Here is a 25,113-nt window from a genome sequence, read left to right as displayed (position 1 = left end):
AATTTGCCTCACTCCCCCCAACCTCTGCGGTATGCTTCCCACACATGGTCCCCGCCGTCTCCACCACAGGCCTCACCCGTCGTTTCGGCGACTTCATCGCGGTTCAGGACGTCAACCTCACGGTCGCTCCCGGCCAGTTCTTTGGTTTCCTTGGCCCAAACGGAGCAGGCAAATCCACCACCATCAAGATGCTTACTGGCCTCCTCGCCCCGACATCCGGCTCCATCCAGATCCTTGGCCTCGACGCCATCGCGAACCCAATCGACGTCAAGCGCCAGATCGGCGTCGTCCCCGAAGGCCTGGCCCTCTTCGGCCGTCTTACTGCAGCGGAATACCTCCGCTTTGTAGGCCGCATGTACGGTCTCGACCAGGCCACCACCGCAACCCGCACCACCGAGCTCCTCGACTTCATGAGCCTCGCCGGCGAAACGAAAAAACTCATCACCGACTTCTCCCACGGCATGCAGAAAAAGCTCGCCCTGGCCGCAGCCGTCATCCACGGGCCCCGCATCCTCTTCCTCGACGAGCCATTTGAAGGCGTCGACGCCATCGCCTCTGGCACTCTCAAGGCCATGCTCCAAGGCATGATCGCCCGCGGCGCCACCATCTTCCTCACCTCTCACGTCCTCGAGATCGTCGAGCGTCTCTGCACCCACATCGCCATCATCGACCGAGGCCACCTCATCGCCAACGGGTCTCTTGAAGAACTCCGCGCGGGCGTTCAGGCGCGCAACCCCGAAGACAACGGCAGCAGCCATCAAACCCTCACCCTCGAACAAATCTTCCTTAGCATCGTCGGCAGCGATCATTCCGCAGCCCACCTCGAACAGGAGCTCTCATGGCTGGGCTGATTCAACCTCCGGCGCCACCACCCCTGATAGCCACTCACACCCACCCTTGGACCGCCGCCCAAAGCCGCGCTCAATTCCTCGCACTGGCCCAACTCCGCTGGTGCATCTTCCGCAACGCCTTCCGCCGCAAAGGGGGAGTTGGCGAAATCGTCGCTCGCGTCATCTTCTTCCCAGTCCTTGGCATCATCGCAATCGGTCCCATCGTCGGCGCAGGCTTCGCCGGCTATTACCTAGTCTTATCCGACAAGCTGAGCCTGCTTCCCGCTCTCACCTGGGCCATCTTCGCCCTCTGGCAACTCGTCGTCCTCAACATCTCCCCACCCAGCCTGAGTTTCGACATCAACACCATCATCCGTTTCCCCATTAGCTTCCCCCGCTACCTCACCGCACGACTCTTCTTCGGTCTGCTTTCTGCTTCGAATGTCATCGGCACTCTGGCTCTTATCGCTGCCGATATCGGTATGGCAATCGCCCGGCCACCACTTATTCCCTGGGCCACTCTCCTTCTCGCCATCTATGCCTTATCGAACATCTTTTTCACCCGAATGGTCCTCTCCTGGGTCGACCGTTGGCTCTCCACCCGTCGTGCCCGAGAGATTCTGACCGCCTTCATCCTCTTCGCCTCACTCGGCTTTCAATACATCAATCTCAACTACAACCCTGGCTTTCAAAACAACCGCCACCACGCCAATCATCTCCCATTCCTACTCAAGATCTTCCACCACATTGAACCAATCGCCGCATTGCTCCCTCCCGGACTAACAGCGACATCAATCGCCACCTTCGCACAAGGACGCGTCATCCACGCCCTCCTAACGCTCGTCGGCCTCGTTACTTTCAGCAGCCTCTTTCTGGCCGTCTACGCCGTACGCATGCATCGCGAGTTCCGCGGAGAAAATCTAAGTGAAACCACGAGGCAGCCTCAAACGGTCCGCCTTCCAAACACTCGCGCAGCAATCCCGCATCCCTCGACCTCGCAACTCACAAGCACGAGCGTCTTCGGTATCAGCCCTGCCATCGCCGCCTGCCTGCAAAAGGAGTTCCTCTATCTCCGCCGTAACACCAACCAACTCTACGGATTCATTGCTCCCATCTTCATGGTCTTCCTCTTTGCCAACCGCATCGGTACCAGCGGCCGCTTCGGCAGCTTCGTCTTCCCTGCCGCAGTCGCATACTCGGTCCTCGGCGTCTCCATCCTCTCGTACAACTGCCTGGGCATGGACGGCCCGGGAGTCCAGTTTTACTTTCTCTCCCCCACTCGCCTCCGCGATGTCTTTCTGGCAAAGAACATCATCGGGTTTCTTCTGAGCTTTATCGAACTCGTCCTGATCTTCATCGTCATCAGCCTCACAGCTAGCCCACCATCGCTTCTCATCTCCTTCGGTACCTTCTGCTGGCTTCTCTTCGCGATCTTCACCAATGGAGCGGTCGGCAATCTCCGTTCTCTCGCAGCCCCGAAAAAGATTGACCTCTCGAAGATCAACCGCAAGCAGACCTCTCAACTCAGCGCTCTCATCGCAGTTGGCATCGTGGCTGGCTGCTTCGGCATCGGCTACGGCGGCGTCCTCCTTGCTAACTCCTTCAACATCCCTTGGCTCATGGTTCCCTTCTTCCTCGTGCTGGCTGTCGTCGCATTCCTCTTCTACCTGCAAGTCCTCAACCGCATCGACACAATCGCCCTCAACCATCGCGAAGACCTTGCAGAAGAGCTCTGCAAAACCTAGACTCCGCTTCGCCGTCATCCCACAACTACAACCGAATCCTGCGCTACACTGAGCATCTCGACGAGGAGCCCCAAGCCTTGGCAAGCCAACGAGAACCCACCAAACGCCGCATTCACGAAGGGAAACAGACACGATGTTACTTAGAAGTAGCAAGACCGCAGTCGTTATCGCATTCGCATTCGCAACAACCCTGGGTTCTCTTCACGCCTCCGCGCAAAGCACGACTGAGCAGCCCGATAAATATCAGTGGCTCGAAGATGTGTCCGGCGAAAAAGCCATGGCCTGGGTCAACGAAGAAAATGCCCGTTCAGCGAAGGTTCTTCAGGCCGACCCACGCTTCGCCGTATTGGCCGAGACCGCGCTTAAGGTACTCGAATCTCCGACCCGACTTCCGACTCCCGATTTCCACGTGGGCGAGATCTACAACACATGGCAAGACGCCGAGCACGTCCGCGGCATCCTTCGTAAGACCTCTCTCGAGAGCTATCTGACATCGAAGCCTGATTGGCATACAGTCATCGACTACGACGCTCTCGCTGCCAAAGACAACCAGAAATGGGTGCAGAAAGGGCTCAACTGCCTCTATCCCGGCAACGGCCTCTGTCTCGTCTCGCTATCCGACGGAGGCGAAGACGCCGATACCCTCCGCGAGTTCGACCTCAAGACTGGAGATTTTGTAAAGAATGGGTTCGTTTTGCCCAAGTCCAAGCAGGATGTGACCTGGGTCGACAAAGACACTCTTCTGGTTGCCCGCAACTGGGGCGACGGAACAATGACCCAGTCCGGCTACCCTTTCGTCGTCAAACTGTGGAAGCGGGGCCAACCGCTCGATCAAGCCACTGAAGTCTACCGGGGCACGCCGACCGACGTGCAGGTCGCCCCATTTACGATCAACGATGGACAAGGGCACTCCGCAGTCGTCATCGATCGCGGAGTAAATTTCTTTGAGCGCGAAATCTCGTTCTACACCCCAGGTGGAACAAAAAAAATCTCCGTACCCGGAAAGTGCCAGCTTCACGGGATGCTTGACGGCCAAATTTTCGTCGAACTCAACGAAGACTGGAAGCCTAACGGCCTTTCCACGACATTCCCACAAGGCTCATTGATAGCGCTTGACCTCGAGGCCGTCACAAAAGATCCCGTCCACCTCAAGCCCACCGTCGTCTTCACGCCAACATCTCAAGAATTCTTTCAAGACGCGGCAACCACCAAAAGCCACCTGCTTATCACCACGCTCGACCACGTTCAAGGTCGCGCCTACATCTACACTCACGACAAAAACACCTGGACTCGTAAGAAGCTCGACATCCCCGACAATCTCAGTGTCGAGATCGCCTCTGCCAACAGCTCCGACGACAAATTCTTCGTCCAGACCACCGGCTTCCTCACGCCTTCCTCGCTCCTTCTGGGTGACGCTGCTTCAACTGGCCTGAAGTCGGCAAAGACTCTTCCCGCCCAGTTCGACACCTCCAACCTCATCGTCGAACAACTCGAAGCGACTTCCAAAGACGGAACCAAAGTCCCATACTTCCTCGTCCGCCACAAGGACATCAAGTACGACGGCTCGAATCCCACTGTGATGAACGCATATGGCGGATTTCAAGTCTCCATGACGCCTCTCTACAATCCCATCCTTGGCAAACTATGGCTTGAGCGAGGTGGTACCTTCGTCCTCGCAAATATACGTGGCGGCGGTGAGTTCGGCCCAGCCTGGCATGAAGCCGGTCTCAAAACCCATCGCGAGCGCATCTACGAAGACTTCACTGCAGTCGGTCAAGATCTCTTCACCCGCAAGATCACCTCGCCCCGTCGCCTCGGTATCGTCGGTGGCTCCAACGGCGGCCTCCTCATGGGCGTCGAGTTTACGCAACACCCCGAGATGTGGAATGCCGTCGTCATTCAGGTACCCCTGCTCGACATGCTCCGCTACGAACAGATTGCCGCAGGCGCTTCCTGGGTTGGAGAATACGGCACAGTCACCATCCCGGAGGAGCGAAAGTTCCTCGCCTCCATCTCCCCCTACAACCAGCTCAACCCCAACACAAACTACCCCGAGCCTCTCATCTTCACTACGACCAAGGATGACCGAGTAGGACCGGTCCACGCGCGCAAATTCGCCGCTCGCCTCGAAGAGTTTCACAAGCCCTTCTTTTACGACGAGATCATCGAAGGCGGTCACGCCCCCGGAGCCAACCTCAAAGAGCAGGCCAACACCCGCGCCGAACAGTACACCTACTTCACACGAAAACTGATGGATTAAGCATTCGTAAAGCAGCAGCTCGAGACCGTTGCGTTTTTGAAAAGATCAACGCAAATCAACTCGCGGACAAAAGAGGAGTCAGGGCGCTCAATCAAGAGCGTCCTGACTCTTTTTCCAGCGCGAAGCTACCCAGCCACACCCACAACGCTCAGCATTCTCCCCGCTACACCCTTCTCTCCACGATGCGAAAAATATTTCTGCTCCCCTCTGGCATCGACCTCGCAAGCCGTACACTCCCCCACCACGGTAATCCGCTCTTCTCCCACTCCGGCGTTCAAAAGCTGTCTGCGATTCGCTTCCCACAGATCCAAATAAATTTTGGCGTCATTCTCCTCAACCCCAACCCGAAAAAGATCTGCCGCATATGCAAACCGCTCGTGGAACTCGTTATGCACCTCCTTGCCGACCGAGTAGCAGCAAGCACCAATGCTCGGCCCAACCGCCGCCTCGAGATCCTCCACGCGTGACCCATACTCGTCCACCATCATTGCCACTCCGCGCTCCACGATCTGTGCCACCGTTCCCCGCCATCCCGCATGAAACGCCCCGACTGCTCTATTCTTCCCATCCACGACCAGCACCGGAACGCAGTCCGCCGTCCCCACCCCTAACAGCACTCCCGGAACGTTGGTAATCAGGCCATCTCCCTCCAGAGCTGCCTTTCCCTCCTCCGTGTGCAGCCTGCCTTCCAGCGCTCCATCCCCATCCCGAACTACTCTCACGATGTCCGAATGAATCTGCCGCACTCCCACCAGCACCGAACCACGTTTATCCACCAAATCACCATCAACAAACCGCACAAATCGCCGTCGATTTTCCACCACCGACGCCCTGTCATCCTCCTTAGTCCATCCCAGATTCAGCGATTTTCCCCCATAAACCGCCGAAATCCCTCCGCTCCGAGTGCTGAAACCATGCCGCAACCACCCAAACCTCTCCCACGCCCCATTTCGCACAGTTTCGATCTCTTCACTCACGCTAACTCCTTTACTTTTATAAACATCTGCGACATTCGCCTCGGTGTAATTTGCGCTGACAGTGTCGTTCACGATTTTTGCCCATATGCGTGTGTCCCATGTCTCCTCCAACTAACGACAAGTAACATTCTTCAAGATAAAGCGTCTACTTCTAGTGTCTTCGACCTGTCTCGCGCATCCAAAGAGACGAAAACCAAGTGACCGTGCAAGGACAGGAACTAAACTCCTTATATTTCAACAAAAATTTGCATCCTTCCCCGTGGGTCTGTAATATACCGCGATTGTAGACATGAGAGTGAATGTGCCCAGCGTAACCCCCCAATTTCTTCGTTCCCGTATCGGTAAAGTATGCGTCGCCATCATTGGCGCCACACCTGCCGAGATGCTTGAAAAAGCTACCGCTGTCGTCAAAGAGACGCCTTTTCTCGAGTTCCGCCTCGACTACCTGGAGAAGCCTCTGCTCGCACTGCCTAAGCTGAAACATTTCCTCAGCGACAACACCGCGGTCACTGCCATCGCAACCTGTCGTCGCGCGGCCAATGGCGGTAAATTCCCAGGCAATCTCGCCGCCGAGATGGAGATTCTCTCCAAGGCGGGAACCTCCGGTTTCCACATCGTTGATCTTGAGCTCGAATCGGCCGAGAGCCTGAAGAAAGGCGAACTTCAGAAGCTTCGTGAAACAGGCGTCGCCCTCATCATCAGCCATCACGACTTTACAGCCACCAAAGATCTTGACGGCATCTTCAAGCGCATCGAGCCCTTTCAGCCCGACTTCATCAAGATCGTGCCCACGGCCAAGAGTCTCACAGACAATGTCACCCTCATGCGCTTCATCGAACGCATGGACGATCACTCCAACATCGTTGGGATCTGTATGGGCGATGCAGGTATCATCTCCCGCGTCCTGGGACTCCGCGCCGGCAGCGCCTTTACCTTCGCCGCAGCAACAGCCGGCGAGGAGACTGGTCCCGGACAGATCGCTGCCCGCACACTGATCGAAACCTATCGCATCGATCAGGTCGACGCAGCCACGAAGGTCTACGGTGTCGCCGGCAACCCCATCCGTAGCTCGCTCTCGCCCATCATGATGAACACGGCCTTCCGCCGCGAGACCGTCAATGCCGTTTATCTTGCGCTTCAGGCAAACAAACTCGCCGACCTGCTCAAACTCGTTCACGAGATTCCCATTCAGGGCCTCAGCGTCACCATGCCGCTCAAGCAGGAGATCATGGCGCACCTCGAGAAGACTGACCCCCTTTCGGCCAAAATCGGTGCTTGCAACACGGTCCTTCGCCAGGACGGCAAGCTCTATGGCTTCAACACAGACGTCGCCGGAATCACCGGCCCCATTGAGAAGCGGATGTCCCTCCGCGGAACAAAGGCACTCGTTCTCGGTGCCGGCGGAGCCGCTCGCGCCGCCGTCTTCGGTATGCGCGATAAGGGAGCCGAGGTCTTCATCCTCAATCGGACCGCCGAGACGGCGCAGAAACTAGCCAAACAATCCGGTTCAAAGACAATCAAGAAAGATGCTCTATCCAAAACCACCTTCGACGTAATCGTCAATGCTACTCCGGTGGGTATGGCCGGCATCAAAAGCACGCCGATCCTCGAAGCCGCAGACCTCAACACTAAGCTGGTCTTCGACCTCGTCTACAACCCGCTCGAAACCCCATTACTCCGTCTCGCGCGGCAGCAGAGCATTCCCATCATCACCGGCATCGAGATGTTCGTTCAGCAGGGAGCTCGTCAGTTCGAAATCTTCACCGGCAAACCTGCTCCTGAAGAAGAGATGCTGCGCGTCGTCATCCATGCTCTGCGCCAACAGGCCGAGTCAGTCGCAGAGACTCCAGCGCCGGCTGCGAAGACGAAGAAAGCTTCCTGATCGATCGCCTTCAGCACAAGTCCGAAGACCGAGCCCGGAGCAATCCGGGCTCAGGTTTTAAATTTGAGGATTTCGCGAATCACGCGTCATAGCATCCATTCAGCACAGAAAAGGGTACCCGCAAGCTCAGACGATCGATCGCAGCCTGAACCAACTCCCTCACTTTGGACGGCGTGACGTCCAGAAACTTTGCCACCTCAACCTCGGAGGACCGCAGAACGAGCTTCAGCATAAATGCCAACCGCGGCAGATCAGGCAACTCGCCGAGGGTACTCGGCAAATACACAGCACCTGCTTCACTTCCTTTGCGTCCCAACCCAAGTCCCGCGATCGCCTGCGTAATAAGTGTCTCCCGGGCCTGGTTATATGCGAGCAACGGCATCGAGACATCGAACGGAATTGCGTCTAACTGCACCATCGTGCGTTGAATCGCCTCTTCGACCAGGCGGTGGTCCGCGACGAGATACCACGCCAGGGTCGCGAACTCGTCTAGATGTTCGAGAAATAGCAAATACCAAGCAACATTCTTTCCAGAGTTCGAGGAAGGTCCTGTCTTTCGTGAAGAACTATTCGGTGTTGTAAATGAAGTTGACATGATCACCTCTTGCCCTCCGTGAGGACCCTCTTATTAACCGGCGTGCCAAGCCGCATCAAGCCGCGCGCTGCCTCTCGGCTGGCGCTAGCCCGATCACCATTGCCTTGGACCTTGAAGCCGGTTCGCTGAGGCGTTCGAGCATCTCGTTGGTCGTATCTTCCACACGGGTATTTGGTCGGTGCAGCTTGCGGGTTCCCTTAGCGACAAGCCTGCACAACAGATATCGGTTTGACTCGCAAATGAGCGCATCGAAAATCAGCTCAGAACGCATCGGCAACTCCTTTGATAGTTGGCAATCAGTTACTTTTCTCGATCGCCCCAGGCTCATCGTAAGGTGGGCGCTTCTGCTTCTCTCGATAACGCCTCAGCGGAATGACGCGGCGTTCTGGCTTCACAACTGGCCCGGATCCGAAAAAGCCGGATCTCTTCCACAAAAAAGCTGAAGAAATCCTGGAATTGGGTCACGATGCACTTACTGCATCTCACTTGGGAATGTGATTCATCTTGTCCGAAATAAGCTTCTCGTTTCGTGGCTTTTTTGGGGAAAAGACAACATTTTGACAAATTGCACAAATTTGTCCGACACCATCGGGCCGCATCTCTATCGATGAGGTGTAGAACCACGCGGAAGCCTTCGGCGGAGGGAGAAAATCACTAAAAGTTTTCAGACGCGAAAAAGCCGCCCATACGGACGGCTTTCAACTTCCTGAGTAAAAAAACAGACTACGTGCTCTTGCCCTCAGCAGAGGCAATCTTCTCTTCCGCCTTCCGCGTAATAGCGTTAGCTTCGTCATATTTCTCGCCATCGTCGCCAGCTTCACGCCAGAGCTTCTCTCCCTCCTGAAGCTCCTTCTGGGCCTCAGAGACGTCGATCTCGTTGGGATGCAGCGCGGTCTCCGCCAGGATCGTCACCCGGTCAGGCAGCACCTCCACAAAACCCCACGCTACGAAAAACTTCTGATCGCCTGAGCTGCCACCATGGAGCCGCACTTCACCGGCACCAAGCTCTGCGAGCAGTGGCGCAGCACCATACAACGCCTCCAGATACCCTGACATCGAGGGCAGCTCTACCGCCTCCGCCGTCGCATCCAGCAGAACACGGTCCGGCGTTACCAGCCGAACCGCTAACAGCCCCGTATTGCTCGTCGTCTCTGCCATTGAGTTATGCCGTCTGCTTCATCTTCTCTGCGGCTGCAATCACGTCTTCGATGCCGCCCTTCAGATAGAAGGCCTGTTCCGGGATATCGTCGTGTTTGCCTTCGATAATCTCTTTGAAGCTACGAACCGTATCCGCAACCTTCACATAAGCGCCTGGGATACCGGTAAAGATCTCAGCCACATGGAACGGCTGTGACAGGAACCGCTGCACCTTACGCGCGCGCGCCACGGTAATCTTGTCTTCCTCCGAAAGCTCATCGATTCCCAGAATCGCGATGATGTCCTGCAGGTCTTTGTATCGCTGCAGAATCTTCTTTACGCCCTGCGCCACATCGTAGTGCTCCTGTCCGACAACACGCGGAGACAAAATACGTGAGGTTGAAGCAAGCGGATCGACGGCAGGATAGATACCCAGTTCCGACAACGGACGCGAAAGCACGGTTGTCGCATCCAGGTGAGCAAAGGTCGTCGCCGGCGCCGGGTCAGTCAAGTCGTCGGCGGGTACGTAAACAGCCTGCACAGAGGTGATCGAACCCCTCTTCGTCGAGGTAATCCGTTCCTGCAGCTCACCCATCTCGGTCGCAAGATTCGGTTGATAGCCCACAGCCGAAGGCATACGGCCAAGCAGTGTCGAAACTTCGGAACCAGCTTGCGTAAACCGGAAGATATTGTCGATGAATAGCAACGTATCCGCGCCCTCTTCATCACGGAAGTGCTCCGCCACCGTAAGGCCGGTCAGCGCCACACGGAGACGCGCCCCTGGCGGCTCAGTCATCTGTCCATAGACCAGCGTCGCTTTGCTCTTCGGCAGATCCTTCAAGTCAATAACGCCCGACTCCTGAAACTCCATCCACAGGTCGTTGCCTTCGCGGGTTCGTTCACCAACACCGGCAAATACCGAGAACCCTCCATGCTGACTGGCGACGTTGTTGATCAGCTCCTGAATGATGACGGTCTTGCCGACACCGGCCCCGCCGAACAGACCGATCTTACCGCCCTTCAAGAACGGCTGGATGAGGTCGATAACCTTGATCCCAGTCTCGAACATCTCTTCGCTGGTCGACTGCTCGTCAAATGCCGGTGCCTGCCGGTGAATCGGCATGTGTACCTTGGCGTTGACCGGACCAAGCTCGTCTACAGGCTCCCCAAGTACATTGAGCACGCGACCCAGAGTCTCGCGACCCACCGGCACCATAATGCCCGACCCGGTATCGATCGCCTTCATTCCGCGAACCATACCTTCTGTGGCGACCATCGCGATGCAACGCACACGACCTTCGCCAAGATGCTGCTGAACCTCGAGAACCACATCGAGCGGTGCAGGCACGTTGAAGCCCTCGCTGACGACGCGGATCGCCTGAAAGATGGGCGGCATGTGCGCTTCTTCGAATTGAACGTCAACGGCCGGTCCGCTGATCGAAATTACTCTTCCAATATTCTCTGCCATAGGTCTCTTTTCGTTATTGCAGCCGTCCGTTATTACAGAGCAGCCGCACCACTCACAATTTCAATAATTTCCTTAGTAATTGCTGCCTGCCGTACGCGGTTCATGGTGAGGCTCAGGCTGTCGATCAGGTCCCCTGCGTTCTTCGTCGCAGCATCGGTTGCCGTCATACGCGCCGCGTGCTCCGCGGCAGTGGACTCCAGCAGAGCGTGAAAGATCTGCGTGGTTACATAGCGCGGCATCAGATGCCGGAAGAGCGTCTCAGGCGACTGGTCGAAGATATAGTCAACATTGGCGGTGCCAAATTTCTTGGCCTCCTCCTCCATCTCGCTCGCCTCTGGCACATGAACGCTAATACCTTCAGACTCTGCTGCTCGGACGGCGGCATCGCGCTCCTCTTGGGTCGGCTCAACCGAAGACTCAACATTCTGAGCCCCTAGTTCAGCAATCGGCAGCAGCTTCTCCACGACAATCCGCTGCACGAGCACCGACTTGAACTCGTTATAGACGAGATAGACCGAGTCGATCTCTGACCTTTCATATCGTTCAATGATCGAATGCGCCACATCCGAAACGGCCTTGACGTCAGTCTTCGCCAGGAGATCCGGATGCTCTGCGGCGACCTCAATCTGCCCAGCACGATGACGGATCGTCTCGAAATGAGTCGCTAGATCGTTATCGTAGTGCTCTTCCGTCTTCTCGTAGTTTGCTGCGGGAAACTTTCTCTTGTAGAAGGCAATCGCCTTCTTGCCAATCGGCTCGAGATCGATGTTCTGGCCCCGCGCCACGCGCTTATCGATGAACTTCTGTGCCGCCTTGCCAACATTCGAGTTGAAGCCGCCAGCAAATCCCTTGTCGCCGGCTATTACAATGACGAGGACGTTCTTTTCTTCGCGTTCAATCAGGAGAGGATGAAGAATCTTCCCAGTGTGCTCGTTATAAATATCGGTGCGGCGCACCAGGGACTCCAGCACATTGATCAGCATCTGCGCGTAGGGCCGCGCCTGCATCGCATGCTCCTGCGCGCGTCGCAGCTTCGCCGCCGAAACCATCTTCATGGCCTTGGTGATCTGCCGCGTGTTCTTCACACTTCGGATGCGGCGCCGTAAATCGAGTACATTTGCCATGGTTTACTTGGCCGCAGCCGTCTCTTTCTGCTCCTTGCGATCCGCAAGGAAGTTTCCCTTGTACTCTTTGATCGCCGAGGTCAGGCGAGCTTTCAGATCGTCGTCCAAAGCTTTCTTCGTAGCGATATCGGTCAGGATCGCAGGCTGTGCGGACTCGAGGTAAGGATAGAAGCCATCTTCAAACGCTCGTAGATCGCTGACTTCCACGTCATCGAGAAGCCCGTTGACGCCAGCGAAGAGAATCGCAACCTGCTTCTCCGCTGTGAGCGGCTGGAACTGGGGTTGCTTCAACAACTCCGTCAGGCGCTGTCCGCGGTTGAGCTGTTGCTGCGTCACCTTGTCCAGATCCGAACCAAACTGCGAGAACGCAGCCAGCTCGCGATACTGTGCCAGATCAAGCTTCAAAGTGGCGCCTACCTGCTTGGTCGCCTTGATTGCAGCCGAAAAACCCACGCGCGACACAGAAAGACCAACGTTGACGGCAGGACGCACGCCCGAGTTGAACAAATCCGTCTCAAGGAAGATCTGACCATCTGTGATCGAGATCACGTTCGTCGGAATATAAGCCGAAACGTCGCCAGCTTGCGTCTCAATGATCGGCAAAGCTGTCAACGAACCGCCGCCCAGCTTATCCGAAACCTTCGACGAACGCTCGAGGAGACGCGAGTGGAGATAGAACACGTCACCGGGGTACGCTTCACGCCCAGGAGGACGACGAAGCAGCAGCGAAATCTCACGGTAGCTGGCAGCGTGCTTCGAAAGATCGTCGTAGATCACCAGCGCATGTTTACCGCTGTCACGGAAGTACTCCCCCATCGCGGTTGCGGCAAAGGGAGCAAGGTACTGCATCGGTGCCGGCTCTGAAGCGGTCGCAGCGACGACGATGGTATAAGCCATCGCGCCATGCTCTTCGAGTGTCTGCACCACCTGCGCAACCGAAGAACGCTTCTGCCCAACCGCGCAATAGATGCAAATCAGGTTGTTCTTGGCAGAGTTGATGATGGTGTCGAGGGCAATCGCAGTCTTGCCTGTCTGCCGGTCGCCGATCAACAGTTCACGCTGGCCGCGACCAATCGGAATCATCGTGTCGATCGCTTTGATGCCAGTGGCCATCGGCTCTCGCACCGACTGACGATCGATAACGCCAGGAGCAAGCCGCTCGACAGGCAGATACTTGTCCGTATTGATCGGCCCCTTATCATCGATCGGCTGACCCAACGCATTCACGACACGGCCGATCAGAGCCTCGCCTACCGGCACGGACATGATCTTGCCCGTTCGCTTCACCTGATCGCCTTCGCTGATCTCCGTGTAATCACCGAGCAGCACCGCGCCGACCTGATCTTCATCAAGGTTCATCGCGAGACCTGCAACACCATGCGGAAACTCAATCAGCTCGCCGGCCATCACTTTATCCAGGCCATGCACACGCGCAATTCCGTCGCCCAGCGAGATGACCGTTCCGACCTCATCCACCTGGATGCGCTGCTCGAAGTTCTCAATCTGCTGGCGAAGCAGTTCTGTAATCTCATCCGCCTTGATCTGTGCCATGTCTTCCTTCTACTCGATTCGTGTCAAATCTTGAAAAACTAGCGCCATTACCGGTTAGGGCTCTATGCGTTCACAAGCTTCTGCTTCAACTGCTGCAACTGTGCCCGGATTGACCCGTCATACACCGTGGAACCAAGGCGGACGACAGCCCCGCCGAGCAGCGTCGCATCCTCATGATAGGTAGCCCGAACCCGCCCTCCGGCGAGTTTCACAACCTGAGCCTCGAGTTCCGCACGGTCCTGGTCATTCAGCGGACGAGCACTCGTAATCTCCGCCTCCGCCACGTGGGCTTCCTTATCTGCGACGAGGTGATATTCACTCAAAATCTCGTTCAACTCACTAAGACGCTGATTTTGCATAATCACAGCGACAAAATTCCGGACTTGCGGAAACGCCCCGATACGCGCTGCAATCGCATCCAGCACCTTCAGCTTCTGCTCGTTCGCGATCGAAGGATTCATCAAAACTTCACGTAGATCATGGCTGCCACCCAGCGTCCCACTAAAATCAGCCAGCTGCTGTTCCGCCGCGGCGGCATTCAGATTGGCGGAAGCCGCGACCGCGGCAAACGCGTGAGCGTACCGCAAAGAAAGAACCGACATCAGTTTTGCCCTTTCTTCGAATCGTCACCTGCAAGCCGTTGAGCAAAACTCTGTACCAACAGCCGATCGGTCTCTGCGGTCACCACCAGCTTGCGTGCCGCCTGCTCAATGGCAAGCTCAGCTGCGTACTGCTGAATCTGACGCTGCGCCAATGCTGTCGCGGCTGCAATTTCTTGCTCCGCCGTCGCCACAATCTTCTGCTTTTCTTCTTCCACGCTGGCAGTAATGCGCTGCTCATCAAGAGCGGAATCCTTCTCTGCCTGGGCTCGCATTGCCGCAATCTGACCGTCCAGCTTGCTCAACCGATCTTCGACGCTTCGCAATCTGGCATTAGCATCTTCGGTCGCCGTACGAGCATCCACCAATTGTTTCTGGATCACCGTGCTTCGATTCCGGAACGTCTTGGGTAGGGTCTTCAAGAGGAACCAACCCACGAGCGCCGCCAGAACGACAAAGTTCGCAACCGTAAACCAAGTAGCTGCCTGCTCTGCGCTCAATCCAACCTTTGCACCCAACCCGCGAACGGCATCGGAATGAAGATACTTGTCATTCTCATCTTCTTCTTGCTTGCCCTGCTCCGACGAAAGGCTCTTGGACGCATCATGTTCGGCAACCGCCTTCGTAGCGTCCGCATCCTGCGCCCTCAGATGGCAGATAGGCAGGAACAACAAACTCGTTAGAATCGCGGCTGGCAGTAGCCTCTTCACAAAAGAAATCTTCACTGCGCAACCTCCGTGGCCCGCACATCGGCTGGAAGCAACGCATTGACAATCCGCGAACTCAACTCTTCGCTCACTCCTGCAATCTGGAGTCGCGCCTCATGCGCGCTCTGCTCAATCTCTTGCTTGGCTCCGCTCACGCGATCATGCATATGCTGACGCGCCTGGGCGAGCGCCGCTTCCCGCTCCGCGTTCCACTGCTTCAGCCTTTTATCTCGCATCTGAAATATCTCGGCCTTGGCGGCACGCAACTTTTCTTCGTAAGCCGCGGTCTCAGCCTCAGCCGCTGCAATCGCGCTCCGCGCCTGTTCGATCGCACCTGAAGTACGAGCACGCCGCTCAGCCAGCACACGATCCAATGGCCGTCGAACCAGCAATCCATAGGCCGCCACTAGCAAAATAAACAGAACAATAGTCGGCACAGAGCCGAGCACAAGTTCACCGAGTTGATTCAGTATCTGATCCATGAATGGGGTCGGCCGGGGCCGCTTGGAAGTCCTGTAGTGAGCGGTCTCACACCGCTACCGTGTTCCAGAACATACTGGCGCACGCGCTGCATGGGTAGTTCGAGGTACACCTAGTTTTAGCAAAGCGATTACAACAGTGTCAACCAAGTATCTGATGAATATCGCCCATGTTGAGCGATATTCGCGCATTCGCCTTAGCCCGGGCGCAGTGCAGATAATTTCATCTTCCCTTTGACTTCCTGAACCAAAGGACTAGACTTAGAAGTACCACCTGGACCCTAAGATCTGGGTCACATAGGTCGCGTGATTGGGGACACCACCTCCGCTCCCCCTCAGGCGGCCTATGCTAGTTAAGAGCCTCTTCTAGCTCAACGAACCTGTTCACGAAATCTCCTGAACCTGTTCAGCAACGAAGCCGGCCCCCGAGCCGTCACAAAGGCGAGATTTCCCTCAAAACGCTTCCCTTCGACGACAGCTCCAGCTTCCAGTGCAGCCAACACCGCACCCTCCGACTGAGGCAGACGAAACTGCATCTCAATCAGCGGATCCACCACCAGCGCCGCATCGATCGCTGCCAGCAAATGATCGAGCCCAAGCTTCTTTAGGCCAGACACGGCCACACTTCCCGGCGCCCCCATGGGCATAGCTTCGTGGTCCCCGACCAGGTCAATCTTGTTCAGCACCTCAATCACAGGTTTCTTCGAAACATCCAATTCGGCGAGCACTTTCTCAACCTGTGTCTTCTGTTCTTCCACCATCGGGCTCGAGGCGTCGCGAATATGCAGCAGAAGCTCCGCTCGCTCCACCTCCTCCAGCGTCGCCCGAAAGCTGGTCACCAGCGTATGCGGCAGGTTCCGAATAAATCCCACCGTATCGGAGAGCAAAATCTTTCTTCGCGAAGGAAGTGTCAACTGCCTCAGTTTCGGATCGAGCGTTGCAAACATCCGCGACGACTCCAGCACCCCCGCCTCGGTCAACGCATTGAAGAGCGTGCTCTTGCCCGCGTTGGTGTAGCCCACCAACGCAACCACCGGCACCGGCACCGCTTCTCTTCGCTGCCTCTGCTGCCGGCGAATCCGCCGCACCGACTCCAGCTGCTCCTTCACATGATCAATCCGCAGATTAATCTTCCGTCGATCCGTCTCCAGCTGCGTCTCACCCGGCCCGCGCGTACCGATACCGCCGCCCAACTGGGACATCGTCTTTCCGCGCCCAGCCAGCCGTGGCAATTGATACTCCAGCTGCGCCAACTCGACCTGCAGTTGGCCCTCCCGCGTCCGGGCATGTCTGGCAAAGATATCCAGAATCAACTGTGTTCGATCGATCACCCGGCACGGCAACTTAGCCTCCAGGTTCCGCAGCTGCGACGGCGAAAGATCATGATCGAACAGCACCAGATCCGCCCCCGTCGAGGCAATCACGCCCTCGATCTCCTCCAGCTTTCCGTGCCCCACCAGCGTCGCCGGATCGGGCTTCGGCCGCCGCTGTATCAGAGTGGCTGTTACTTCGGCACCCGCGCTCCTGGCAAGTTCTTCAAACTCAGCCAATGAAGCGTCAAAGTCGATGTCAGCCGCCTTCGGTACAGAAGAAAAATCCCCGCCGTCCAAGTCAGTCCTGGCCGAGACGGCCGCTGCAGTCTTTGCGAGCCTCGCCGCAGCCGTCAGCTTTCGCCGATTGCCGGTAAACTCCACAGCCACCAACACTGCACGTTCCACCTGCGACAGCCTGCCCCGCGCCTGGCGTGCCGCCTCATGCGCAGCGACCAGGCTGCGCTTCACGGGCTTCAGTTCATCGGTCTTCCCGCCTTCAGTTGTCAACGGCTAGCGGCCTTGAGTCCCTGTCGCCTCTTGCACCGGCGAACCAGCAGCAGGAGCCGAACCTACCGACGCCCGCAACTCTGGCTTCACGTCGCTCCGCACATCGCCATGTACTCCCGCGCGTCCACTCACAACAGTCGAGATCGCATGTTTGAAGATCAGTTGCTCCTGGCTGTTGTTCTCCAGCAGCACGGAGTATTTATCGAACGACCGAATCTTCCCCGTTAGCTTCACGCCACTTACCAGGTAAATCGTGATCGGACTCTTGTCTTTTCGCACTGTATTGAGAAAAGTGTCCTGAATGTTCTGTGCCGGCTTTGATTCCATGGGGCCGATCTCCTTTGTCCAAAAATGTTCATACTGCAATGAGCGTTCGCTGTGACCCATCGGCTTTAGAACAAAACTCAGCGCATCCAACGGCTAAGTCTAAAGCCAAGACTGTCAACAATACGAGCATCTACGGCAATAATCAACTTGCCTCGCCACATTGTAGAGACGAACGCAATACTCCGTTAGACGCATTGCAATGCAGAACGAAAGACTAGCGCTGTCCCCACAGCTACATACGAGCGATATACCATGGCAAATGTGACCATCCGTACCTCGCAACCCGTTCCAATGCTTGACTTCTCCCGCCAGTTCGCCATCCTCCGGCAGGAAATACTGGACTCCATCGAAGCTGTATGCGCCTCGCAGCACTTTATCCTCGGCCCCCAGGTCACCAGCTTCGAGCACGCCGCCGCGATCGCCTGCGGCGCCCCTCACGCCATCGGCTGCGCAAGCGGTACCGACGCCATCTGGCTCGCCTTGGCCGCTGCCAACGTCGGTCCTGGCGATGCCGTCATCACAACCCCCTTCAGCTTCTTCGCCACAGTCAGCGCGATCCTCCGTGCCGGCGCCACGCCTCTGCTTGCCGACATCGACTCCACCACCTTCAATCTATCCCCCGCATCAGTAGAAGAGCTCCTACGCACCAGCGCAGGCAAAAACGTCAGAGCGGTCCTCCCTGTTCACCTCTACGGACAATGTGCCGACTGGGACGCATTCAACGCATTGAAACAAAGGCACAACCTCCTCCTCATCGAAGATGCCGCCCAGGCCTTCGGCGCCACATGGAACGGAGTCCCCGCAGGAGCCCTTGGCGATGCCGCCGCCTTCAGCTTCTATCCCACAAAAAATCTAAGCGCCATGGGAGACGCCGGCCTCGTCACCACCACTTCCGCGGCGATCGACGACCACGCCCGCATCCTCCGCGCCCACGGCATGCGCCGCCGCTACTATCACGACGAGATCGGCTGGAACTCGCGCCTTGACTCCATCCAGGCCGCAGTCCTCGAGGTCAAACTCCGCTATCTGCCAAAGTGGAATCAGCAGCGCCGCGAACACGCACTCGTCTACGATCAACTCTTCCGCAAAGCCAATCTCACCGCCGACACTGTAAAGGAAGGAGTCGTCCTTCCCATCACCGACTCGCGCGCCGGACACGTCTTTCATCAATACGTCATCCGCGCTCCCCGCCGCGACGAACTCCGCAACTACCTGACCGAACAAAAAATCGGCAGCGAGATCTACTACCCTGTCCCCCTGCACCTGCAAACCAGCCTGGCTCACCTCGGCTACAAGCAGGGCGACTTCCCCATGAGCGAAGCCGCCTCCCACGAAGTTCTTGCACTTCCCATGTACCCTGAGCTGCGCGAAGACGAACAACAAACTGTAGTCGACGCCATCACAGCCTTCTACGCTTGACCGCGACAATCATCGTCAAAGCCCGCAAGCAACGCATCCTTCCAAATCTCCCGATGCCGCTCGACATAATCCGCAGCCTGCCTCCAATGACGACTGCCATCTCCCTCCGCATGGAGTCGCGCCCACGGTTGCTCACCAGTGATCGCAGCACGCTCACCCAATTCAAACATCGCTCTCGTTCGAGCGACCATCAGTCCAGGCAACTTCTCACGCTGCGATCGATCAAGCCCATATCCATCAATAAAACAGCGCAGCCGCAAGGCATCGGCAGCAGGGTCTCCGCCGTTGATCAAAGGCACAAAACTCTGCGCCGCATAAGCCACGTCCCACAGAACAGACCCCGGCCCGCTCCCATCCCAATCGATAAAGACCCACTGCTCTTCACCACGCACAAGATTCCACGGCGCAAGGTCATGGTGACAGATCAACTCCTCCGCGTCCGGCCTGATGACAACCTTCCATTGCGCACCGGCCGGAGGAACAAAACTCTTCGCAGCCGCGTGAAACTCCCGAATCAGTCGCCCCACGCGCCCCAACTCCTCATTCGTGTACGAGAAAGGCTCTTGCGTCGCTCCAGACACATACTCCAGTACATGACGGCCCTTCTCATCCCGGCCTAAAGTTCGCGGAGCCCCTCTAAACCCAACCTCGAAGAGATGTTCCAGAAGCGCTTCAACACTACTCGTCGCCTCTGTCGCAGGCTTGCGAACGGTCGCGCCGATGCGAACCACCGCCTCCGCCACGTTGCCACCGAATAGCCGCTCCTCCTGATCGCTCATAGTCACTTCGACTCACGCACGCAATCGATATCAGGCCGACCTACCGCTTCTTTTTTCCTTTGCCGCCCTTAGCCGCCGCGCCCTTCTTCTTATCCGACACAGGCTCCGGATGAGCCTCTCCCGGGGCAGTCGTTCCCGGCGGAAGCACCCGCCGCACCAGGTTGCTCTCCAGCCGATAGGTCTTCAGCACCGTCTTGCCCGGCACAATCGCTCCGGTCACCGGATTGGGAATCACCGGCCCTGCATCATCCGCCAGCACTCGATACGAGAACGTTGGAGCCGGCGTAGTAGCCGTTGGCGACTTTCCATAAGGATCGGTCGCCATCTTCACATCGACGGGCAAATATCCCTCGATATTCCTGTCGCGATATCCCGTCTCGTAACGATGCTTCTTCACGTTCCACGTAAATACGCGCACCTGATCGAAGTCATACGTCAACCCAGCCTTATACGGACTCAGTACCGTCACGTAGATCGGAATATTCTTGTCGTCCTGCCCGGCCTCTGGATCGTTCACCGTCGTCAGAACATACGATCCCACAATCCTCTGCCCCTCGGAGTACCGCGTAATCGCGTCGGGAGCGTCCACATCCATCATCCTGCTGTAGAGCCACCCGGTATCCCCCTTGGAATCTCGAACCAGCCACCAGTCCTCCATCGCCGGGGGCACAGGCACAGGCTCCTCCTGCGACGCTCCCGCAGCCGCAACACCCTTCGCGCCCTTCGCAACACCGCCATTTGCAGTCGTCGCCGTTGCAGCGGGAGGAGCAGCCTTAGCCACCCGCGTCCCCGGCGGCAAAGGCTTGGCTAGCGTCGCCCGCGCCAACAACTTCAGCTTCTCGCCCTCCGCCAGACGAAAGAATCTCTCCGTATCGCGACCAGGCTTGGCATGCATATAAACCTCATCCCGCACCACCGCAGAGGCGACCACCGGATCAGCCTTGTGATCCTGCTTCAACTTTTCAAACTCGTCGTAGACGTCCTGGGTCGCCACCACCTTCTCATCGATCCAACCCTGCTCCCCCTTGGCCGTCTGCACCTTCACAAATCGTCGCCCGCGATCAAGCACCTCAAGCCGATCGCCATTCTCCACCGTCGCCGTCCGGTTCGACACCGCTGCCACCCGGTCACGCAGAAACGTCTGCTTTGCCGTCACATACACGTACTGCGCTGGTGGCTTAGGCCGCAGCCGCGAGCAGCCACTCCCGCCCGCAATCAGCACCATCGAAACCGCTACGAAGCTGCAAACCCGCGAAAAGTACCGCACGAAATCGAATTGTCGAGAAGAAGAAACGATAGCCCTGAAACTCCGCGTCACAGCACAACACTATCTCCATACTAACGGCGGTCCCATCAAATCCATAACCCACGCACCAACTCCAACACCTGCGCCCCAGCCAGGAACGCAGGCGCTAATGCGTCAGCGCCACCGCGATAGCCCCTGCAGGATCGGTATCCGTATTGATGCTTGTAGCCGGATCCAGCTTGCCTGGAGTCGTAATATCGAAGCTATACATCGTCAGGTCGGGCCCGCCGCCAACCGCCGCCGCCAACAGATACTTGCCCGTCCTGTCGATCCCCAACGACTGCACCGATACCCCACTCATATACGGCGACCCGCTCAGCGGGTTCAAGGTCAATGCCGCCTGAGTTGTCCCCGGGGCAATCGTATACCCCGAGATCGTGCCGTCCGTACGATTTCCCGCGTACACATATGTCCCAGTACTATCCAGTATGACCGATTGCGTCCCGGTTCCTGCGGCGAACGGCGAACCCGTGACCGAATTCAGCGTCCCTCCCGACCCAATGATGTACACCGCAACTCCACCATTCGTCCCGCTCCGCGCAATGTACAAGTACGCAGTCTTCGGATCGACCGCCAAGGCATAGTCGCCCGTGGCCGGATTCGCGTTTGCCAGACTTTGGACCTGCGTGGCAAGGCCTGTCGTCGTGTTGAACGAAAACACTACATCCCCACCTGTACCAAGCGCAGCGAAAATCAACGTCGCATCCGGCGACACCTGCACCATCGACGGCTGCCAGGTCCCTGCCCCCGCATGAAGCGTGTACGTCGCAGGCGACTGCGCCTGAGCCGTCAACGCCCCCGTCGACGAGTTAATCTGGTAAATGTCCAACTGCTGCGTAAAGCTATCCAGCGCAATCAGCCACTGCCCGTCCGGTGAAACCGCCAGCGAAGCGGCAGTCACCGCATTCTGCTGAGCACCACCGCTCGGCGCGCTTAACGATCCGTCCGAGTTGATCAGATATAAGTTGATCGATGCCTGTGCCGCAATATAAAGAAATGCATCATTTGGAGTCACAACCTCAGCAAATGGTTGAGAACCAAGCGTGACCGGCGAGCTGTTCACCGCCTTCAGAGTTCCCGTACCAACAACGAATCCACCCACAGACTTCGTCGTCTGATTCAAGACGTACACCTGGTTCCCCGTCGCACCAGTTCCACCACCGCCATTATTGACTGGAGGAAAAAATCCCGTGCAGCCAGTAAAGACCGGCAAAATCATCACGGCACCCAATGCAACCGACCGCCGCAACCTTCCCCTTCGTTCCATCGCCACCAAACCCCTTTTCTCTATCTTCGCAGCAGACACAGCCAACACGGAATTAATTCATTGACCGTTCTTCTATAATTTCCGCAATGTATCTCTCCAAGCTTTTATATTCTCTGCCTTTAGCCGCAATCCTGTTCCTGACTCTTCCCTTCAAGTCTCAAGCGTCACAGGCTCACTCTTTCGACGCAGCAGCCAGGCAAACAGCATCTCCCTCCGCCACTCTGCAACAGGAAGTTCATGCCGATATGAACTTCCTCGCCGACGATGAACTACATGGCCGCGGCTCAGCCACACGCGACGAGCATATTGCGGCCCTCTTCGTTGCCTCTCAGCTCCAATCCCTCGGCCTCGAACCCGGAGGAGACAACGGCACCTTCCTCCAAAAGTCCGCCCTCCCCGACCCGCTTCCCGCAAGAACGCAGCAGCGCATCGCAAAATTCCAGGACGTCCCACGAAAAGAGACCTGGAACGCAATCGCCATCCTGCGCGGAACCACCTCTGCCAAAGAGGTCATCCTCCTCACCGCGCACCTCGATCATCTCGGCATCGGCCCCGCCAACACAGCCGGTGACACGAACTACAACGGAGCCGACGACGACGCATCCGGCACCACTGCCGTATTGACCCTGGCCCACATCCTCGCCACCGGCCCACGCCCCAGACGCACCATCGTCTTCGCACTCTTCGGCTCTGAAGAACTTGGCGGCTTCGGCAACCGAGCCTTCCTCGCGCACCCTCCAGTCCCCCTCGCCAGCATCGTCGCCAACCTCGAGTTCGAGATGATCGGCCGACCCGACCCTGCAGTCCCCGCAGGAACCCTCTGGCTCACCGGCTTCGACCGCTCGAACCTTGGCCCCGAACTGGCGAAACACGGTGCCCACCTGGTCAACGACCCTCATCCCAAAGAGAACTTCTTCCGCCGTTCCGACAACTACGCACTGGCTCAGCAAGGAATCATCGCTCAAACCGTCTCCAGCTACGGCCTGCACAAGGACTATCACCAACCGAGCGACGAGATCCGCACCATCGACTTCACCCACATGACCAACGCCATCGCCTCCATGGTCAATCCCATCCGCTGGCTCGCCGACTCCGACTGGAAACCAGAATGGAATCCAGGTCGCAAGCCTGAGGCCAATCCCACCGGCCCGCCGCCGATAGCTGCACACCCGCCCGTAAGCTGAACACAGTTTCAACGAACAAAAAGAGCGACCCACAAAGGGCCGCTCTTCTTACGTAACATCATCAGTTACTTATGCACCAACCAGCTCTTCCTTCTTCACAATATCCTCAATCCTGCGTCCAATAGCCTTGGCGACACCCTCACCGTACTTTGAATCGCACTTGTAGAAGTGGTTGATCTGCAGGTCCTGAATCCGCGTCTCAACCTGGCCCAGACTGGCGGCAATATTCCCGCACAGCCGCTCCTGCGCATCCGGCGTCATCAGACGGAACAGATTACCCGGCTGCGTGTAGTAGTCGCCATCATGCTCACGATGGTCGTACCTGCCCACAGTCGACGTGTTGTAGGTTACAGGACGCTCAAGATACTTCTTATCCTGCGTCGGACCGCCAAAGCTGTTCGGCTCGTAGTTCGGACCATTACCGCCGTTCTCACCGAAACGCATGCTGCCATCGCGGTTGTACGTGTTGTACGGACACTTTGGCTCATTGATCGGAAGCAGATTGTAGTTCACCCCGATGCGATACCGATGTGCATCCGGATAGCTGATCAGACGACCCTGCAGCATCTTGTCCGGCGAGAAGCCCATACCCGGAGCAACATTCTTCGGATCGAACGCCGCCTGCTCGACCTCAGCAAAGTAGTTCACCGGATTCCGGTTCAACTCCAGTTCGCCGATCTCGATCACAGGATAGTCCGCGTGAGGCCACACCTTCGTCAGGTCAAACGGATTGATGTGGTAGGTCTCCGCCTCAGCCTCCGGCATGATCTGGATCTGCACAGTCCACTTCGGAAAGTCACCCTTCTCGATCGAATGGAAGAGATCGCTCTGCGAGTGGTCCATGTCCACCGACTTCATGTGGTCAGCCTCTTCGCGAGTGAAGTTCTTAATCCCCTGCTTCGTCTTGAACTGATACTTCACATAGAACAACTCGTTCTTCGCATTGATCAGCGAAAACGTATGGCTGCCGTATCCATTCATATGGCGATAGCCATCTGGAGTGCCTCGGTCCGAGAACAGAATCGTCACCTGGTGCAGGCTCTCCGGCGAAAGCGACCAGAAATCCCACATCATCGTCGGCGACTTCAGGTTTGTCTCCGGATCACGCTTCTGCGTATGAATAAAATCCGAGAACTTCAAAGGATCGCGGATAAAAAACACCGGCGTATTGTTTCCCACCAGATCCCAGTTGCCCTCTTCCGTGTAAAACTTCAACGCAAACCCACGTGGATCGCGCTCAGAGTCCGCAGAGCCCTTCTCGCCGCCAACGGTCGACATGCGCAGGAACGTCGGAGTCTTCTTCCCCTTTTCAAACACCTTCGCCGTCGTGTACTTCGCCATGTCAGGATGGGTGCACGTAAACGTGCCATGCGCCGCCGAGCCCTTCGCATGAACCACACGCTCAGGCACACGCTCACGATTGAAGTGCGCCATCTTTTCAAACAGCAGATAATCTTCAAACACGATCGGCCCACGATTACCCACCGTAATGGAGTTTTGGTTATCGCCAACCGGTCGCCCGGCATCGGTAGTCATCTGCTTGCTCTTCAAGTCTTCTGCCATAGATCACCTCTACACTTGTTAAGAAACCGCCCTATACCTTTTGGCACTTCACATAAATACCAATTACATCCACTGCGTACCGCTCCACCAGGAA

The 25,113-nt window shown here is 57.0% G+C and carries 21 protein-coding genes; 6 read left to right on the top strand and 15 right to left on the bottom strand.

The window, feature by feature from the left end; genetic code table 11:
- Positions 1-44 precede the first annotated feature (44 nt).
- The 3 genes from RBB76_RS16145 (at position 45) to RBB76_RS16135 (ending at position 4,835) form a co-directional block, all read left to right on the top strand.
- The gene (locus tag RBB76_RS16145) at positions 45-851 is read left to right on the top strand and encodes an ABC transporter ATP-binding protein (protein ID WP_429629786.1); all 807 of its coding nucleotides are present in this window, start codon (positions 45-47) and stop codon (positions 849-851) included.
- The gene (locus RBB76_RS16140) at positions 839-2,575 is read left to right on the top strand and encodes a hypothetical protein (RefSeq protein WP_429629787.1); all 1,737 of its coding nucleotides are present in this window, start codon (positions 839-841) and stop codon (positions 2,573-2,575) included. Before RBB76_RS16145 ends, RBB76_RS16140 begins: the two co-directional genes overlap by 13 nt.
- Before the next feature lie 133 nt (positions 2,576-2,708).
- Positions 2,709-4,835: a prolyl oligopeptidase family serine peptidase gene (locus tag RBB76_RS16135; RefSeq protein WP_429629788.1), complete on the top strand. Its 2,127-nt coding sequence runs from the start codon at positions 2,709-2,711 to the stop codon at positions 4,833-4,835.
- A 125-nt stretch (positions 4,836-4,960) separates the two neighbouring features.
- Here the strand turns inward: RBB76_RS16135 and pgeF are convergent, their stop codons facing one another.
- Positions 4,961-5,812, bottom strand: coding sequence for a peptidoglycan editing factor PgeF (gene pgeF / locus RBB76_RS16130; RefSeq protein WP_429629789.1), 852 nt, complete (start codon positions 5,810-5,812; stop codon positions 4,961-4,963).
- 301 nt (positions 5,813-6,113) lie between these two features.
- Between pgeF and aroE the strand changes: the two genes are divergently transcribed.
- Positions 6,114-7,694 (top strand): shikimate dehydrogenase, encoded by a 1,581-nt coding sequence (gene aroE, locus RBB76_RS16125; RefSeq protein WP_429629790.1) that lies wholly within the window; start codon positions 6,114-6,116, stop codon positions 7,692-7,694.
- A 79-nt stretch (positions 7,695-7,773) separates the two neighbouring features.
- Here aroE and RBB76_RS16120 read toward each other — a convergent pair whose 3' ends face one another.
- From RBB76_RS16120 to hfq, 10 genes are all read right to left on the bottom strand, one after another.
- Complete coding sequence (locus RBB76_RS16120) at positions 7,774-8,289, bottom strand: hypothetical protein (RefSeq protein WP_429629791.1); 516 nt, start codon at positions 8,287-8,289, stop codon at positions 7,774-7,776.
- A gap of 723 nt (positions 8,290-9,012) precedes the next feature.
- Positions 9,013-9,447 carry an ATP synthase F1 subunit epsilon gene (gene atpC / locus RBB76_RS16115; protein ID WP_429629792.1) on the bottom strand — a complete coding sequence of 145 codons (435 nt, stop codon included), beginning with the start codon at positions 9,445-9,447 and terminating at the stop codon, positions 9,013-9,015.
- A 4-nt stretch (positions 9,448-9,451) separates the two neighbouring features.
- A complete protein-coding gene (gene atpD, locus RBB76_RS16110; protein WP_429629793.1) occupies positions 9,452-10,894 on the bottom strand; it encodes a F0F1 ATP synthase subunit beta in 1,443 nt (480 codons plus the stop codon).
- A gap of 32 nt (positions 10,895-10,926) precedes the next feature.
- Positions 10,927-12,018 (bottom strand): F0F1 ATP synthase subunit gamma, encoded by a 1,092-nt coding sequence (locus RBB76_RS16105; protein WP_429629794.1) that lies wholly within the window; start codon positions 12,016-12,018, stop codon positions 10,927-10,929.
- 3 nt (positions 12,019-12,021) lie between these two features.
- Entirely contained in the window at positions 12,022-13,569 is a 1,548-nt protein-coding gene (atpA, locus tag RBB76_RS16100; protein WP_429629795.1) for a F0F1 ATP synthase subunit alpha, read from the bottom strand.
- A gap of 62 nt (positions 13,570-13,631) precedes the next feature.
- Complete coding sequence (atpH, locus tag RBB76_RS16095) at positions 13,632-14,171, bottom strand: ATP synthase F1 subunit delta (RefSeq protein ID WP_429629796.1); 540 nt, start codon at positions 14,169-14,171, stop codon at positions 13,632-13,634.
- Positions 14,171-14,893: an ATPase gene (locus tag RBB76_RS16090; protein WP_429629797.1), complete on the bottom strand. Its 723-nt coding sequence runs from the start codon at positions 14,891-14,893 to the stop codon at positions 14,171-14,173. The genes atpH and RBB76_RS16090 overlap by 1 nt, the downstream gene beginning before the upstream one ends.
- Positions 14,890-15,357: a hypothetical protein gene (locus tag RBB76_RS16085; RefSeq protein WP_429629798.1), complete on the bottom strand. Its 468-nt coding sequence runs from the start codon at positions 15,355-15,357 to the stop codon at positions 14,890-14,892. Before RBB76_RS16085 ends, RBB76_RS16090 begins: the two co-directional genes overlap by 4 nt.
- A 368-nt stretch (positions 15,358-15,725) precedes the next feature.
- Positions 15,726-17,174, bottom strand: a complete 1,449-nt coding sequence (hflX, locus tag RBB76_RS16080; RefSeq protein ID WP_429629799.1) for a GTPase HflX — start codon at positions 17,172-17,174, stop codon at positions 15,726-15,728.
- Positions 17,175-17,177: 3 nt separating this feature from the next.
- On the bottom strand, positions 17,178-17,501 hold the full coding sequence (hfq, locus tag RBB76_RS16075) for an RNA chaperone Hfq (RefSeq protein ID WP_183976218.1): 324 nt from the start codon (positions 17,499-17,501) through the stop codon (positions 17,178-17,180).
- A gap of 252 nt (positions 17,502-17,753) precedes the next feature.
- On the opposite strand from hfq, the gene RBB76_RS16070 reads away from it, so the two are divergent.
- The gene (locus tag RBB76_RS16070) at positions 17,754-18,920 is read left to right on the top strand and encodes a DegT/DnrJ/EryC1/StrS family aminotransferase (RefSeq protein WP_429629800.1); all 1,167 of its coding nucleotides are present in this window, start codon (positions 17,754-17,756) and stop codon (positions 18,918-18,920) included.
- Here the strand turns inward: RBB76_RS16070 and RBB76_RS16065 are convergent.
- From RBB76_RS16065 to RBB76_RS16055, 3 genes are all read right to left on the bottom strand, one after another.
- The gene (locus RBB76_RS16065; protein WP_429629801.1) at positions 18,911-19,699 is read right to left on the bottom strand and encodes a phosphotransferase enzyme family protein; all 789 of its coding nucleotides are present in this window, start codon (positions 19,697-19,699) and stop codon (positions 18,911-18,913) included. The two genes, RBB76_RS16070 and RBB76_RS16065, sit on opposite strands and share 10 nt — an antisense overlap.
- 40 nt (positions 19,700-19,739) lie before the next feature.
- Positions 19,740-20,924 carry an SH3 domain-containing protein gene (locus tag RBB76_RS16060; protein ID WP_429629802.1) on the bottom strand — a complete coding sequence of 395 codons (1,185 nt, stop codon included), beginning with the start codon at positions 20,922-20,924 and terminating at the stop codon, positions 19,740-19,742.
- Between the two features lie 187 nt (positions 20,925-21,111).
- Entirely contained in the window at positions 21,112-22,278 is a 1,167-nt protein-coding gene (locus tag RBB76_RS16055) for a lactonase family protein (protein WP_429629803.1), read from the bottom strand.
- 239 nt (positions 22,279-22,517) lie between these two features.
- On the opposite strand from RBB76_RS16055, the gene RBB76_RS16050 reads away from it, so the two are divergent.
- On the top strand, positions 22,518-23,456 hold the full coding sequence (locus RBB76_RS16050) for a M28 family peptidase (RefSeq protein WP_429629804.1): 939 nt from the start codon (positions 22,518-22,520) through the stop codon (positions 23,454-23,456).
- A gap of 69 nt (positions 23,457-23,525) precedes the next feature.
- On the opposite strand, the gene RBB76_RS16045 is transcribed toward RBB76_RS16050, so the two are convergent.
- On the bottom strand, positions 23,526-25,019 hold the full coding sequence (locus RBB76_RS16045) for a catalase (RefSeq protein WP_429629805.1): 1,494 nt from the start codon (positions 25,017-25,019) through the stop codon (positions 23,526-23,528).
- Between the last annotated feature and the right edge of the window lie 94 nt (positions 25,020-25,113).

The organism is Tunturiibacter psychrotolerans, from assembly GCF_051013365.1.
Taxonomy (GTDB): Bacteria; Acidobacteriota; Terriglobia; order Terriglobales; family Acidobacteriaceae; genus Edaphobacter; species Edaphobacter psychrotolerans_A.
The sequence above is the reverse complement of the archived record's forward strand: the minus strand, read 5'-3'. Positions and strand labels throughout refer to the sequence as shown.

Bases quoted from the DNA above. Each gene is read 5' to 3' on its own strand.
- atpD (WP_429629793.1), bottom strand. From the start codon at position 10,894: ATGGCAGAGAATATTGGAAGAGTAATTTCGATCAGCGGACCGGCCGTT.
- RBB76_RS16045 (WP_429629805.1), bottom strand. From the start codon at position 25,019: ATGGCAGAAGACTTGAAGAGCAAGCAGATGACTACCGATGCCGGGCGA.
- RBB76_RS16135 (WP_429629788.1), top strand. From the start codon at position 2,709: ATGTTACTTAGAAGTAGCAAGACCGCAGTCGTTATCGCATTCGCATTC.
- RBB76_RS16085 (WP_429629798.1), bottom strand. From the start codon at position 15,357: ATGGATCAGATACTGAATCAACTCGGTGAACTTGTGCTCGGCTCTGTG.
- hfq (WP_183976218.1), bottom strand. From the start codon at position 17,501: ATGGAATCAAAGCCGGCACAGAACATTCAGGACACTTTTCTCAATACA.
- RBB76_RS16140 (WP_429629787.1), top strand. From the start codon at position 839: ATGGCTGGGCTGATTCAACCTCCGGCGCCACCACCCCTGATAGCCACT.
- atpA (WP_429629795.1), bottom strand. From the start codon at position 13,569: ATGGCACAGATCAAGGCGGATGAGATTACAGAACTGCTTCGCCAGCAG.
- atpH (WP_429629796.1), bottom strand. From the start codon at position 14,171: ATGTCGGTTCTTTCTTTGCGGTACGCTCACGCGTTTGCCGCGGTCGCG.
- RBB76_RS16065 (WP_429629801.1), bottom strand. From the start codon at position 19,699: ATGAGCGATCAGGAGGAGCGGCTATTCGGTGGCAACGTGGCGGAGGCG.
- RBB76_RS16070 (WP_429629800.1), top strand. From the start codon at position 17,754: ATGGCAAATGTGACCATCCGTACCTCGCAACCCGTTCCAATGCTTGAC.
- RBB76_RS16105 (WP_429629794.1), bottom strand. From the start codon at position 12,018: ATGGCAAATGTACTCGATTTACGGCGCCGCATCCGAAGTGTGAAGAAC.
- RBB76_RS16060 (WP_429629802.1), bottom strand. From the start codon at position 20,924: ATGGTGCTGATTGCGGGCGGGAGTGGCTGCTCGCGGCTGCGGCCTAAG.
- RBB76_RS16145 (WP_429629786.1), top strand. From the start codon at position 45: ATGGTCCCCGCCGTCTCCACCACAGGCCTCACCCGTCGTTTCGGCGAC.
- RBB76_RS16120 (WP_429629791.1), bottom strand. From the start codon at position 8,289: ATGTCAACTTCATTTACAACACCGAATAGTTCTTCACGAAAGACAGGA.
- atpC (WP_429629792.1), bottom strand. From the start codon at position 9,447: ATGGCAGAGACGACGAGCAATACGGGGCTGTTAGCGGTTCGGCTGGTA.
- RBB76_RS16050 (WP_429629804.1), top strand. From the start codon at position 22,518: ATGAACTTCCTCGCCGACGATGAACTACATGGCCGCGGCTCAGCCACA.